15 protein-coding genes and 1 riboswitch are annotated in these 12,755 nt (G+C 60.4%); of the genes, 8 read left to right on the top strand and 7 right to left on the bottom strand.

The window, feature by feature from the left end:
* Positions 1 to 28: 28 nt before the first annotated feature.
* Genes J3P73_RS22815 through J3P73_RS22800 form a run of 4 tightly spaced genes read left to right on the top strand, consistent with a single transcriptional unit; the run spans position 29 to position 3,019 of the window.
* Positions 29 to 913 carry a F0F1 ATP synthase subunit gamma gene (locus J3P73_RS22815; RefSeq protein ID WP_018069040.1) on the top strand — a complete coding sequence of 295 codons (885 nt, stop codon included), beginning with the start codon at positions 29 to 31 and terminating at the stop codon, positions 911 to 913.
* A gap of 23 nt (positions 914 to 936) precedes the next feature.
* On the top strand, positions 937 to 2,373 hold the full coding sequence (gene atpD, locus J3P73_RS22810) for a F0F1 ATP synthase subunit beta (protein WP_018069039.1): 1,437 nt from the start codon (positions 937 to 939) through the stop codon (positions 2,371 to 2,373).
* Positions 2,373 to 2,612 (top strand): hypothetical protein, encoded by a 240-nt coding sequence (locus J3P73_RS22805; protein ID WP_024323368.1) that lies wholly within the window; start codon positions 2,373 to 2,375, stop codon positions 2,610 to 2,612. The genes atpD and J3P73_RS22805 overlap by 1 nt, the downstream gene beginning before the upstream one ends.
* Positions 2,612 to 3,019, top strand: a complete 408-nt coding sequence (locus J3P73_RS22800; protein WP_018069038.1) for a F0F1 ATP synthase subunit epsilon — start codon at positions 2,612 to 2,614, stop codon at positions 3,017 to 3,019. The genes J3P73_RS22805 and J3P73_RS22800 overlap by 1 nt, the downstream gene beginning before the upstream one ends.
* Before the next feature lie 159 nt (positions 3,020 to 3,178).
* Here J3P73_RS22800 and J3P73_RS22795 read toward each other — a convergent pair whose 3' ends face one another.
* From J3P73_RS22795 to J3P73_RS22765, 7 genes are all read right to left on the bottom strand, one after another.
* A complete protein-coding gene (locus J3P73_RS22795) occupies positions 3,179 to 3,916 on the bottom strand; it encodes a sugar transferase (protein WP_130656534.1) in 738 nt (245 codons plus the stop codon).
* 167 nt (positions 3,917 to 4,083) lie between these two features.
* Complete coding sequence (locus tag J3P73_RS22790) at positions 4,084 to 5,304, bottom strand: acyltransferase family protein (RefSeq protein ID WP_130692912.1); 1,221 nt, start codon at positions 5,302 to 5,304, stop codon at positions 4,084 to 4,086.
* 181 nt (positions 5,305 to 5,485) lie between these two features.
* The gene (locus J3P73_RS22785; RefSeq protein WP_130673192.1) at positions 5,486 to 6,496 is read right to left on the bottom strand and encodes an ABC transporter substrate-binding protein; all 1,011 of its coding nucleotides are present in this window, start codon (positions 6,494 to 6,496) and stop codon (positions 5,486 to 5,488) included.
* A gap of 68 nt (positions 6,497 to 6,564) precedes the next feature.
* Positions 6,565 to 7,377 (bottom strand): ABC transporter ATP-binding protein, encoded by an 813-nt coding sequence (locus tag J3P73_RS22780; RefSeq protein WP_018069034.1) that lies wholly within the window; start codon positions 7,375 to 7,377, stop codon positions 6,565 to 6,567.
* On the bottom strand, positions 7,374 to 8,180 hold the full coding sequence (locus J3P73_RS22775) for an ABC transporter permease (RefSeq protein WP_075225468.1): 807 nt from the start codon (positions 8,178 to 8,180) through the stop codon (positions 7,374 to 7,376). The genes J3P73_RS22780 and J3P73_RS22775 overlap by 4 nt, the downstream gene beginning before the upstream one ends.
* Before the next feature lie 87 nt (positions 8,181 to 8,267).
* Positions 8,268 to 8,900: a YkoF family thiamine/hydroxymethylpyrimidine-binding protein gene (locus J3P73_RS22770; protein ID WP_018069032.1), complete on the bottom strand. Its 633-nt coding sequence runs from the start codon at positions 8,898 to 8,900 to the stop codon at positions 8,268 to 8,270.
* Positions 8,891 to 9,004, bottom strand: a riboswitch (TPP riboswitch). It overlaps the preceding gene by 10 nt.
* 225 nt (positions 9,005 to 9,229) lie before the next feature.
* The gene (locus tag J3P73_RS22765; protein WP_018069031.1) at positions 9,230 to 9,844 is read right to left on the bottom strand and encodes an NADPH-dependent FMN reductase; all 615 of its coding nucleotides are present in this window, start codon (positions 9,842 to 9,844) and stop codon (positions 9,230 to 9,232) included.
* 83 nt (positions 9,845 to 9,927) lie between these two features.
* On the opposite strand from J3P73_RS22765, the gene soxR reads away from it, so the two are divergent.
* The 4 genes from soxR to J3P73_RS22745 all read left to right on the top strand — a co-directional run bounded on the left by soxR (position 9,928) and on the right by J3P73_RS22745 (position 12,754).
* Positions 9,928 to 10,392, top strand: a complete 465-nt coding sequence (soxR, locus tag J3P73_RS22760; RefSeq protein ID WP_018069030.1) for a redox-sensitive transcriptional activator SoxR — start codon at positions 9,928 to 9,930, stop codon at positions 10,390 to 10,392.
* 174 nt (positions 10,393 to 10,566) lie between these two features.
* Positions 10,567 to 11,337, top strand: a complete 771-nt coding sequence (locus J3P73_RS22755) for an SDR family NAD(P)-dependent oxidoreductase (protein ID WP_130662849.1) — start codon at positions 10,567 to 10,569, stop codon at positions 11,335 to 11,337.
* 103 nt (positions 11,338 to 11,440) lie between these two features.
* Complete coding sequence (locus J3P73_RS22750) at positions 11,441 to 11,782, top strand: ArsR/SmtB family transcription factor (protein ID WP_018069028.1); 342 nt, start codon at positions 11,441 to 11,443, stop codon at positions 11,780 to 11,782.
* 78 nt (positions 11,783 to 11,860) lie between these two features.
* Positions 11,861 to 12,754, top strand: coding sequence for a LysR family transcriptional regulator (locus J3P73_RS22745; RefSeq protein ID WP_018069027.1), 894 nt, complete (start codon positions 11,861 to 11,863; stop codon positions 12,752 to 12,754).
* Position 12,755 lies beyond the last annotated feature (1 nt).

Below are 12,755 nucleotides of genomic sequence, written 5' to 3'. Positions count from 1 at the left end.
TCGGGCCCTAAGTTAGGACGGATCACGGATGCCTTCACTTAAGGATCTGAAAAACCGGATCGCCTCCGTCAAGGCGACGCAGAAGATCACCAAGGCGATGAAAATGGTCGCCGCGGCGAAGCTTCGGCGTGCGCAGGAGGCGGCCGAGGCCGCTCGGCCTTATTCGCAGCGCATGGGTGCGGTTCTGGCGAATATCGCCAAGGCCGTCACCGATGCCGACGGTGCGCCGACGCTGATGACCGGCACCGGCCAGGACCAGGTCCATCTGCTGGTGGTGTGCACGGCCGAACGTGGTCTTTGCGGCGGTTTCAACTCGCAGATCGCACGCTTTGCACGCGAACATGTCCGCAAGCTGCTTGCCGAAGGCAAGACGGTGAAGATCTTCACCGTCGGCAAGAAGGGTTACGACATCCTTCGCCGCGAATTCGCGTCGCTGATCATCGAGCGCAAGGAATTGCGCGACGTCAAGCGCGTTGGTTTCGAGAATGCGGACCAGATCGGCAAACGCATCATCGAGATGTATGCTGCCGGTGAGTTCGACGTCTGCACGCTGTTTTATTCCGAGTTCAAGTCGGTGATCAGCCAGATTCCGACGGCGCAGCGGCTCATCCCGGCTTCGGCGGGAGCTGTGCAGGCCGAAGATGCCGAACATGCAGGCGCCGTCTATGAATATGAGCCGGATCCGGCTTCGATCCTCGAAGATCTGATCCCGCGCAACATCTCCGTCCAGGTCTTCCGCGCGCTCCTCGAGAACGTCGCAGGCGAGATGGGCGCCAAGATGAGCGCTATGGACAACGCAACGCGTAATGCCGGTGAGATGATCAACAAGCTGACGCTGAGCTACAACCGCCAGCGTCAGGCGCAGATCACCAAGGAACTCATTGAAATCATTTCGGGCGCGGAAGCGCTCTGAGGCTAGGAAAAGAGGGTCAGAAAATGGCTGAGGCAGCTACCCCCAAGATCGGCTCTGTCGGCAGAGTCACCCAGGTTATCGGCGCCGTCGTCGACGTTGCTTTCGAAGGCGAACTGCCGAAGATCCTGAACGCGCTGGAAACCAGCAACAACGGCATCCGCCTGGTTCTCGAAGTTGCGCAGCACCTTGGCGAAAACGTCGTCCGTACTATCGCGATGGACTCGACAGACGGTCTCGTGCGCGGCCAGGAAGTCGGCGACACCGGCGCTCCGATCATGGTTCCGGTCGGTAACGAGACGCTCGGCCGCATCATGAACGTCATCGGTGAGCCGGTCGACGAAGCCGGTCCGCTGGTCACCGCTCACAAGCGCGCCATCCACCAGGATGCGCCAACCTATGTCGAGCAGTCGACGGAGGGGCAGATCCTCGTCACCGGCATCAAGGTCGTCGATCTTCTGGCTCCCTATGCACGTGGCGGCAAGATCGGCCTCTTTGGCGGCGCCGGCGTCGGCAAGACCGTTCTGATCATGGAACTGATCAACAACGTCGCCAAGGCGCATGGTGGTTATTCGGTTTTTGCGGGCGTCGGTGAACGCACCCGCGAAGGCAACGACCTCTACTATGAAATGATCGAATCGAACGTCAACAAGCATGGCGGCGGCGAAGGCTCGAAGGCTGCGCTGGTTTACGGTCAGATGAACGAACCGCCGGGCGCCCGCGCCCGCGTCGCCCTGACCGGCCTGACTGTTGCCGAGCACTTCCGCGACCAGGGCCAGGACGTTCTGTTCTTCGTCGACAACATCTTCCGCTTCACGCAGGCAGGTTCCGAAGTGTCGGCTTTGCTGGGCCGCATCCCGTCGGCCGTCGGTTATCAGCCGACGCTGGCAACTGACATGGGCCAGATGCAGGAGCGCATCACCACGACGACGACTGGCTCGATCACCTCGGTTCAGGCCATCTACGTTCCGGCCGACGACTTGACCGACCCGGCGCCGGCAACTTCGTTCGCCCACCTTGACGCAACGACGGTTCTGTCGCGCTCGATCGCTGAAAAGGGTATCTACCCGGCCGTCGATCCGCTCGACTCCACGTCGCGCATGCTCGATCCGCTGGTCGTCGGTGAAGAACATTACGACGTCGCCCGCAAGGTCCAGTCGACGCTGCAGCGCTACAAGGCCCTGCAGGACATCATCGCCATCCTTGGCATGGACGAACTGTCCGAAGACGACAAGATTGCTGTTGCCCGCGCCCGCAAGATCGAGCGTTTCCTGTCGCAGCCGTTCTTCGTCGCCGAAGTCTTCACCGGTTCGCCGGGTAAGCTGGTTGCTCTGGAAGACACGATCAAGGGCTTCAAGGGCCTCGTCAACGGCGAATACGATCACCTGCCGGAAGCTGCCTTCTACATGGTCGGCTCGATGGAAGAAGCGGTCGAAAAGGCCAAGAAGCTCGCAGCTGCTTAATGAGCGACGCGCTAGGCGAGATATTCTGCTGCGACTCCCTGAAGGGGGTCGTGGCGGATCTTCCAGAACCAGCCGCGCCGACCGTCTATCGCGCCGATAACGGCGTGCTGATGATGGTGGTGGGTCTGGTTCAAAGCGAGGAAGGCCTCGGTTATCTCGACCAAGCGATAATGCACTGCCCGTTCTGCGGGACTAAATTGCAAGATGCGAAAGCCATAGCCGAGAAGGTAAGTCACTGATGGCTGACAATTTCAACTTTGAGCTCGTTTCGCCGGAGCGCCTGCTGCTGTCGGAGATGGTGACCGAGGTCGTTATCCCTGCGACTGAAGGCGAGATGACGGTCATGGCAAACCATGCACCGACGATGACGACGATCAAGCCGGGCGTCGTGAGCGTACGTTCGGCCTCCGGCAAGAAGCAGGATTACGTCGTGTTCGGCGGTTTTGCCGATATCCTGCCGACTGGCTGTACATTGCTTGCCGAATCCGCGGTTCCGGTCGAGGAACTCCAGAAGGACGAGCTGACGCGCCGCATCGAGGCTGCCCGCCTGGAACTCGAACATGCCGAATTGCATGAGCACAAGTCGAAGCTTGAGCACTTCATCATGGAAATGACGCATCTGCGCGGCGTCGTTGAACAGGATTGATTACAATCGGCAAGATTCATGAAAAGCGGCCGCGATGGCCGCTTTTTTGTTTCTGCCTTTCTCTGTCGACGTGTGGAAAACAGCGCTATCGGCCGAGCTGAAATTAGGACGCGCGGCGCTATAAGACCGCCTACCTCTGGTAGTGATGCCGGATCATTCTCAGAAGCCCGTGCCGCCGCGCAGCTCCATGGCGACCGTCCGGAGCAGTATCTTCAGGTCGAGCAGCAGGCTGAAATTCCGGACATAATAGATATCGCAGGCAATGCGAGCGCGGGCTTCCAGCGATCGCGTCGTCGGGCCCCGCCAACCGCGTGTCTGCGCAAGACCGGTGATGCCGGGGCGCATGATGTGGCGCTGATGGTAGTCGGGCACCAGTTCTTCGTAGAGCTTGCCGGCTGCCCGCATGTTGATGGCGTGGCAGCGCGGGCCGACCAGCGACATCTCGCCCTTAAGAACGTTGAAAAGCTGCGGCAGCTCGTCGATATTGGTCTTGCGGAGCACCGCGCCGATGCCGGTCACCCGGTTGTCGCCCTTGACCGTCTGTTGAACGCCGCTCGGATCACAAGCTTCGGCACGCATCGATCGGAACTTGAAGACCGTGATCTTGCGGCCGTTCAGCCCCCAGCGGATCTGGCGAAAAAACACCGGACCGCCATCGTCGAGCTTGATGAAAAGCGCGATTGCCAGAAAAAGCGGCGCCAGCACCATCAGGGCGCTGACTGAGGCGACAATGTCGATCAACCGCTTCATACCCAGCCGCACCGCCATTTTTCTTTCGACAGGGGAAAAGCTCTCCGGCTGGCGAATGTTGGAGTTCGCTATAACCAGGATCTTGGTTTTGTCCTGACGCTGAGACGGATCGAAGCGTGAATTCGTCTTCGAAGTAAAAGCATTCATTACGCAAGGTCCACAAGTTTAGATGCGGTACTGAACAACAGTGAGACAGATACAGGGTCACGTATCGTTTGTCATCGGTATAAATAGGAATTTGATAACCCTAAAGTCACCAAAAATGGGAGTATTTCGCGTTAACCTTAACGCCTGTAGTTGCGCTTGCGGGAAATTTATACTTTGAAAGGAGTAGCCCGATTGGGTTGGCGCGACGTCAGCCGGTTGCCGAAATCGATCGCTGGCTTTTCCAGCAGGAAGTAGCTGAGGCTTGCGACCAGAAGGATGAGCGCCGCCGCCAGCCCGCAAGATTGCAGCCAGCCGGTGACGACATTTTCCGAGGAAAAGCCAAACGAGCCCGGGTCGAGTCTCTGGATCAATATCAGGATGATCTCCTGCCAGATATAGATGCCGAAGGAGACCTTTGCGATGTAGCGGACAGGAGCGTTGTCGAACAGCCTGCCCAGGTGTTGCGAATGGCTGAGCGAAACGAGCGCCGTTGCGACCGCCAGCGGAAAGACCGGAAAACCATAGGGGATTTCGAGCCAGCCGTAAGCCGCGTCGGAGCCGCCGGGCGATATGACGAGGCGGTAGCCGGCAACGGCGATGGCCAGGAGCGATATAACATCGAACCAGGAGGCGCGCCTTGTTGGGAGCATGACCTCGACGCCGGCGGCAAGCGCGCCGAGCGCGAAGACGGCAAAGAAGCCGATCGGATTATATCTCGGCATCCACTCCTTCGCGCCGCCCTGCAGGCCGTACTGCCAGCCGCGTCCGATGTCGTCGAGCGGAAAGAAGGTCAGGATCAGCACATGGGCGAGAAGCACGGCTGTGATGACGCAAAGCCAGGCGAAGCGGGCAGGCAATGGGCGCCGCCTCAGCACTGGCAAACGAAACAGCAGGAGAAAGCAGATCGGCAGGAGCACATAGCTGGTGACTTCGAAGGCAATGGACCAGAGCGGCCCGTCGGCTTCGACAGGAAACAAGGTGCGCCAATGCCACTGGTTCATGAACAGCAGCCCGGAGACGTAGCGGAGCACAAGCTCCGGCGTCAGCGGCAGGTCAAGCAGCGTCAGGCTGAGGGCGAAGCCGATGGTGGCGGCGAACCAGAAGCCTGGAGCGATGCGCGCCGCCCTGCGGATCGTGTAATGCCGGAGGCTCGGCATGGCGCTACCGGCGTCGAGCGCGCGCCAGAAGGGATGGGCAAGAAGAAAGCCGCTGAGCACGAAGAAGATGGCGACGCCGAAATTGCCGAAGCGGAGGATATTTGCGGTCGGTCCGAGTTCGTCGGGGATTCTGCGCATATCCAGCCGCAGCGCGAAGTGGTGGGCGAGCACCAGCAGACAGGCCGTCGCGCGCAGAAAGTCCGCTCCGGCCAGTCTCTCCTGTTGTCGCATCTTGTCCCCCGCCCTGCCCGGAGCATGATGCCGAAAAGTGTGAGCGGTTTTCGGAGGACATCATGCTCTACTTCTTTGATTTAGATACGGATTCAGATCTTAGGCCGATCCGGCCCAAGATCTGAATCCGTATCTGGGATTTTGCAGCGGAAAGCCGCAACGGGCAAGGCAGGGGGTGGGCTCAGTCGAGAAGTTCGTTGGTATAATAGGTGGAAAAGTCTGGATTCTCCTTGAGTGCGGCGCCATTGGCATCGACCAGAATGCCGTTTTCGACAAGGAAGCCGCCGATGGCGCCGGCCTTTGCCGGGTCGAGCGTACCGATCACACCGGCCTCGGATTTTAGGAAGTGTCCCTCGATCAATGCTTTCTGAGAAGCCTTTACCAGTTCCGTATTCATCAGTGCGCCGTTGCTTCCAGAGATCAGCAGGTCGCAGGCTTCGTCGGGATGGTCGACGGAGTAGGCATAGCCCTTTCGTGTCGCCTGGATGAAGGCGCGGGCGTGTTCCCGACTTGCGGAGAGATAGGCGTCGCTGGAGACGATGACCGTCGTCTGCTCGTCGGGAATGCCGTAATCGGAATAGTGGAAGCGGCCGATCTTCCGCTTTTCCAGTTCGGCGGCGATGCCTTCCCAGGTGTAGATCTCCAGCGTGAAATCGATCGAGCCATTGTCCAGCGCCTCGTAAGCAGAGGTGCCGAGGGTGACGGTCTTGACGTCGCCTTTGCCGCCATCATTGCGGATCATCGCGGAGATCAGCGCGCTCTCCCAGGTGCCGCCAAAGCCGCCATAGGTCTTGCCGTCGAGGTCTTTCGGGCTCTTGATGTCGTCGCGTCCGCCCTTGAAGATCAGGCGTGCGGTTTCCGTCTGGACGACGCCGTAGACCATCTTCACGTCACCGCCGCCAGCGCGCTGCGTGAGGGTCTCGATCTCGCTGCTGATGCCGAAATCGGCAACGCCGTTGGACACCAGCGTTCCGGCGCTGGTATCGGTGAAGGGAAGAATCTCGACATCGAGGCCAGCATCGGCATAGAAGCCCTTCGCCTTGGCGACATAGATGCCGATATGGTTGGTGTTGGGCGTCCAGTCGAGCGCGATGCGGACCTTTGCGGGCGCCGATTGGGCGAAGGCGGGGCGGCCGGCGAGGCTTGCCGCGATGGCGGCGAAGATCGTCTGGCGACGGGTGAGAAGCAGCATGGTGACCTCCTCAGGTCTCTAGAGCATGATGCCGAAAAGTGTGAGCGGTTTTCGGACGACATCATGCTCTAACTCTTTAAATTAGAAGAGGATTCAGATTTCAGGCCGATCGGCCTAAAATCATCCTGTTCTAGCGGATGAAGCAGGGTTTGCAGGATTTCGGTTTCGATCGCCTGGGCCGCCGGCGAGCCGAGATCGGCAATGCTTCTCGGGCGGGGCAGGGGAACGCGGAATTCGCGGATGATACGCGCCGGACGGGCCGAAAGCACGTAGATCCGGTCGGAGAGGAACACGGCCTCGCGAACATCATGGGTGATCAGCAGCGCCGTCCAACGGTGTTCGGTCCACATGCCCTGCAGCCATTCCTGGATCTGCGTGCGCGTCAGCGCGTCCAGCGCGCCGAAAGGCTCATCGAGCAGCAGCATGTCCTGGGTCTGGACCACGGTGCGCAGCAGCGCGGCGCGCTGGCGCATGCCCCCTGATAGTTCTGAGGGATAGTGATGCTCGAAGCCGGCGAGGCCGAAGCGCTCGAACAGAGGCGCGACGGTGGCGCGGGCCGCGCGGCGGCTCATACCGCGCACCTCAAGGCCGAGTGCCGCATTGTCGATGATCCGGCGCCAGGGCATCAGCGCATCGCGTTGCGGCATGAAGGCGAAGGAATGCGGCGCCTGTTCCAGCGGCGCGCCTTTAAAAAGCATGCTGCCGGAATCGGGCCGAAGCGCCTGGGTCAGCAATCTAAGGACCGTCGATTTTCCGGAGCCGGACGGGCCGACGATCGAGACGAACTCGCCGCTTGCGACAGCGAGCGAAATATCGCCGAGCACCTTCATGCCGTCGAAGGACTTCGAGATGTTGCGCAATTCAACCATTCCACCGTTCATCGGCGCCGCTCCCCGGATGGTTGCCAGGGCATGATGAGGCGCTGGATCATCAGTGTCGCTCCGAAGAGGCAGAGTGTCAGCACGGCGCTGACGATGACGGCGGCGAGCACGAGATCTGGACGGAAATTGTTCTTTGCGTTGAGGATATAGATGCCGAGGCCGCGGGCGGCGCCGGCATATTCGGCAAAGATCGCGCCGACGACGGCATAGGTGATCGAGATCCGCAGACCGGCGAAGAAATAGGGCAGCGAGGAGGGAAGCCGTGCCAGGCGGAAAATGCGCCAGCGGCTCGCCTTCATCGAATTCAGCAATTCGGTGATGTCACGGTCGGTCGATTCATAGCCCTGCAGCAAGGCGACGAGCAGTGGGAAGAAGGTGACGAGCGCCACAAGCAGGATCTTCGGCAACAGGCCGAAACCGAACCAGAGGACGACGAGGGGCGCGATCGCCACCAGCGGCAGGGTCTGGCTGGTGATGAAGATCGGCAGCAATGCCCGGCGCATGAAGGGCACGAAATCCATGAGGATCGAGGCGGCGAAGGCGAAGGCAAGCGAGAGGGCGAAACCTCCGAGTGTCGCGCCGAGCGTCGGCCAGGTGTTGGCGATCAGCGCCTCGCGGTTCAGCCAGCCCTGGACGACGATGCGCGAAGGCGCCGGCAGGATGGATGGTTTGATGCCGGAAAGATCGACATAGAGTTCCCACGCCGCCAAAAAAACGCAGCCGGCAAGCAAGGCGGGTATGCCCCGGTAGAGAGCGGCGCGGAGCGCGGCAAGGCGCGGATCCGATGGTTTTGACAGTGTCATCAGCGTTCGATTTCAAGCTTTCGTCGGCTGCTGCATAATTCCTTAAATCGGAATCGATTTAAGGAATTATGCAGCAAATTTAAGGTGCTACAGCGTCCTTTGCGCGTCTGAAAATACGTGCGGCGATGTATTGGCCGACACCGTGATGTCGAGGGTCACATGCCCTTCGGGGTCGCCGAAGCGAAAGAAGGCCTCACGAATGGTGGCGAAGACCGCGCCGGCATCACCAGAAAGCCTGGTGCAGAAATTCTTGGCGCGGTCGAAAGTGCCGGAGCGCTTCAGGAAGTCGATGCAGCCATAGATCTCGTCCATATGGGTACCGGTGCCCATGACGTAGAGCGAGAATTGCGCAGCGGTCGGCTGTCCGCTCTCGGTGGTGATGTCAACGGCGGCAAGTGCGGCTCTTATGCGCTCGGCAAGCGGCTCCGCCTGGCCGGGGGAAGGGTTGACGCCGCAGATGGCGTCGTCGGGCTCGCCGGGGCAGCCGCGTGAAACCGCGGCGGACAGCACGCAATGCTCGCCGGTCCTTGCGGCGGCGACGAAAAGATCGTGCATGGCGGCGAAGAGGATGTCAGGCGGGCCGACCAGCAGTGTGGAGATGTCATCGGTCTCGATGCGCAGTCGGTCGCGATAGGGATCGAGCGCCTTGACGGCATCGAGAATGATGCCGACGAAATTGCCGGACATGGGATAGAGTGACACTTGTGCGCCTGAGAACATCTGAACCTCGCTCCGCTGGCATTACCCAGATCAGCTTTGAAGGGTCCAGAGGTTTGCACCTCACATCTCAGCCCCGGCGATACGGAGCTCCCCTGTTATTTGCGCGGAAACTATCACCGGGGTTTTCTCCCCGCAACAGCAAAATTGCGAACCCGTCCGCGCGGTCGGAATGAAGCTGAGGTGACGGAAAACACCCGGACGGAGGTCCTGCCCGGGTGTTCCCAATGGTTCCGTACCTGCCGGGAACGGAACCGGAGCTTCCTGCCTCAGGCGGCTAGCGCATAACCCCGAAAATCGGAATCGATTTTCGGAAAGGATTATGCGCAGATTCAAAGTGATAGAGCGTCCTTAGCGGGTCTAAAAGACGCGCGGCGCTCTATTCCGGCATAGGGACGATCGCTGCGGGCAGTGACGAGTGCCCGCGTCCACCATTCCAGCCTCGCCATCATCCGATCGAGCAAACGCAGTGCATCGGCGGGATTGTCGAGCCGCCCGTCCGGGTCGAAGCGGTTCCAAGGTGCGGCAAAGCTCACCGAATCGCGGATCGTGACGGCGTGGAGTTCGGCAAAGACGAGCCGCAGCTGTTCGACGGCGCGCAGGCCGCCGGATATGCCGCCATAGGAAACGAAGGCGACCGGCTTGCCCTGCCAGGGCTCGAGGAAGAAATCGATGATCGACTTCAACGAGGCGGTGAAGCTGTGATTGTATTCCGGCGTGACGATGATGAAGGCGTCGGCCATGCCAAGTCGCCCGGCGAGCCTGTCGATTTCGGGGTGCGTCATGTCACGGTTGACCGGCAGCGCGAAATCGAGCGGGTCGATGATGTCGATATCAAATTGCGGGAAGCGGACGAGCTCCTGCGTCAGCCATTTGACCACCCGGTCGCAGATGCGGCCCTCTCTCGTGCTCCCATAGATGACAGCCAGCCTGGTGGGTGTTTGCATGCGTCGCTCCTTATTGCGATTGGACTTTACGATTGCGGGAGCAAGGGTTATAAAACCTCAACTAATATTGAGGTCAAGAGGCGATGGATACAATTCCTGCAGCGCCGCTCGGCAAGCTCCTGACGGTCGGTGAAGTGGCGGAGCGCAGCGGCCTGGCCGTCTCGGCGCTGCATTTTTACGAGACCAAGGGGCTGATCTCGAGCATTCGCTCCCGCGGCAATCAGCGGCGCTATGGGCGCGATGTGCTTCGCCGGCTCGGCATCATCAAGGTGGCGCAGCGTGTCGGCATTCCGCTTTCGGAAATCCAGGCGGCGTTCGAGTCTCTGCCGCAGGGACGCACGCCGACCGTCGGCGACTGGCAGACGCTTTCGGCGCGCTGGAAGGATGATCTCGACGCGCGAATCAGGGGGCTTAGCCTGCTGCGCGACCGTCTGACCGGCTGCATCGGCTGCGGCTGCCTGTCGATCGAAAGCTGTCCGTTGCGCAATCCCTGTGACCGGCTTGGCAAAGAGGGGCCAGGCGCGCGGCTTCTGGAGACCGAAAACTAAAAGGCTGGAACTGCTCGGGAAGACCAGTCTCTCCAGGGCGGGACCTTAGTCTCCCCAGGCAGAGACCAAGTCTCTTCCGGAAAGATCGACGCCTGCCTTTCTTTCGGTCGGCGCGCTCATATGTTAAGGGCGAATGACGCAACCGGCGGCACTGTCCGCGAGGAGGACGGCTTCGTGTTCCATCCCAGACTATTCGAAAATCGCAATGTGGTCGTGACCGGCGCCGGTCGCGGCATCGGCCTTGAAGTGGCCCGGCAGTTCCTGGACTGCGGCGCGAAGGTGATCGTCCATACCGGGCGAAAGCCGGGACGCGACCTGCCGGATTTCCTGCTGACGGCTGAATCCGAAAGACGGGCGCTGCTGCTGCATGCCGATTTCTCCGCAGTCGGCGGGGCAGCGCAATTTGCTAAAGATGCTCTCGCCTTCTTCGACAAGGTCGATGTGCTCGTCAACAATGCCGGCACCATGCTTGGTCGTTTTCCCGCTGCCACACTCACCGACGCAGAATATGAGGCGGTCGTGCGGCTCAACCAGACATCGGTAGTGGCGCTGACGCGGGCGCTGCTGCCGGCATTGAAGGCGGCTGAAGGCGCTGCCATCGTCAACACGGTTTCGATTTCGGCGCTGACCGGTGGCAGCCCCGGTTCTTCGATCTATTCGGCCTCGAAAGCCTTCGTTGCGACCTATTCCAAGGCGCTTGCCCGCGAGCTTGCACCGGACGGAATCCGCGTCAATTGCGTGTCGCCAGGAACGATCGAGACGGAATTCCATGAGCGCTATTCCTCCCGCGAAAAGCTTGAGCAGACGAGAAAATCCATCCCCCTGCAGCGGCTCGGCACGGCGGAGGACTGCGCTCCCGCCTATCTGTTCCTGGCGGCTCCCTCGCTCTCGGGCTACATCACTGGACAGGTGATCGAGATCAACGGCGGTCAGCTTATCTGCTGATTTGCTTGGACCTTTTTTGGCATTTCATCACTTTTGACCAATTCGCTTTTGCGAATATGCTATTGTGCTGATCTACCTCATCGCCTCCCTTCCGAGATACAGAATGCCGTTGCCCAAACCCGAGCCGGGGATGACCGGCCAGGAATTGCACAAACTCGCTGGAAAAGCCCACGAAGCGAGCGATCTGCTGAAAGCGCTAGCGCACCAGACCCGACTTCTGATTCTCTGCATACTGGCGAATGAGGAGCGGACGGTGAGTGAAATCGAAAATATCCTCGGCATACAGCAGGCAATGGTCTCGCAGCAACTGGCGCGGTTAAGGCTCGAAGGCCTGGTCCATACGCGCCGTCAGGGCCGGCTGGTCTATTACAGCATCGGCAATGTCAGCGTGCTTGCCTTCCTCGAATCGCTGTTCGATCTTTTTCCGGCTGCAGAAAACAGTTAGCGACCGCCCTTGCGGAGCACAGCTGCTGCGTCAAAGATGAACTGACCCGGATGATGTCATGCCGGATCGGGAGACCGGATGATCGACAAGCTGGAATTCTTCATCGCCCTTGCCAATGAAAAGCATTTTGGCCGCGCCGCGGAGGAGTGCGGGATCTCGCAGCCAACGCTTTCGGCTGCCATCCGGCAGCTCGAGGATCAGCTTGGCGTCATGCTGGTGCAGCGCGGTTCGCGGTTCCAGGGGCTGACGCCTGAGGGGCAGCGCGTGCTCGAATGGGCCCGACGCATCGTCGGCGATGCCCGCACCATGCGCGAGGAGATGCGCGCCGCGCGCCGCGGTCTTTCCGGCCACATCCGCCTCGCCGCCATTCCGACCGCCCTCGCCATGCTGTCGCGCATCACCACGCCATTTCAGGAGCGGCATCCCGGCGTGACCTTCTCGATCGTCTCGCGGAATTCGCTGCAGGTGCTGAGCATGCTCGAAAACCTCGAAATCGATGCCGGCATCACCTATCTCGAAAACGAGCCGCTCGGCCGCGTCACGACCGTTCCCCTCTATGCCGAGCGCTATAATCTGATCACGGCTGCAGGCAGCCCGCTATCTGATCGCGACAGCGTGACCTGGCGGGAGATCGGCGATCTTCGGCTTTGCCTATTGACTGCCGACATGCAAAACCGCCGCATCATCAACCGCCACTTGACGGAAGCGGGCGCCACAGCGCATCCGACGCTCGAATCCAACTCGATGATCGTGTTGTTCTCGCATGTCAGGACTGGACGCTGGGCGAGCATCATGCCGCGCAACGTTGCAAAATCCTTCGGATTTCCAGTGGAAATCCGCATGATCCCGATCGTCGAGCCGGAGGCGCATCATCTGGTCGGCCTTGTTGCGCCTTATCGTGAGCCCTTCACGCCGCTTGTCTCGGCCTTGCTGCACGAGGCGAGAGTGCTCGTGCAAGATGAAGAACTTTGAT

The sequence above is a fragment of the Rhizobium ruizarguesonis genome (assembly GCF_017357285.1).
GTDB lineage: Bacteria > Pseudomonadota > Alphaproteobacteria > Rhizobiales > Rhizobiaceae > Rhizobium > Rhizobium ruizarguesonis.
This window is presented reverse-complemented; position numbering and strand designations above follow the sequence as displayed.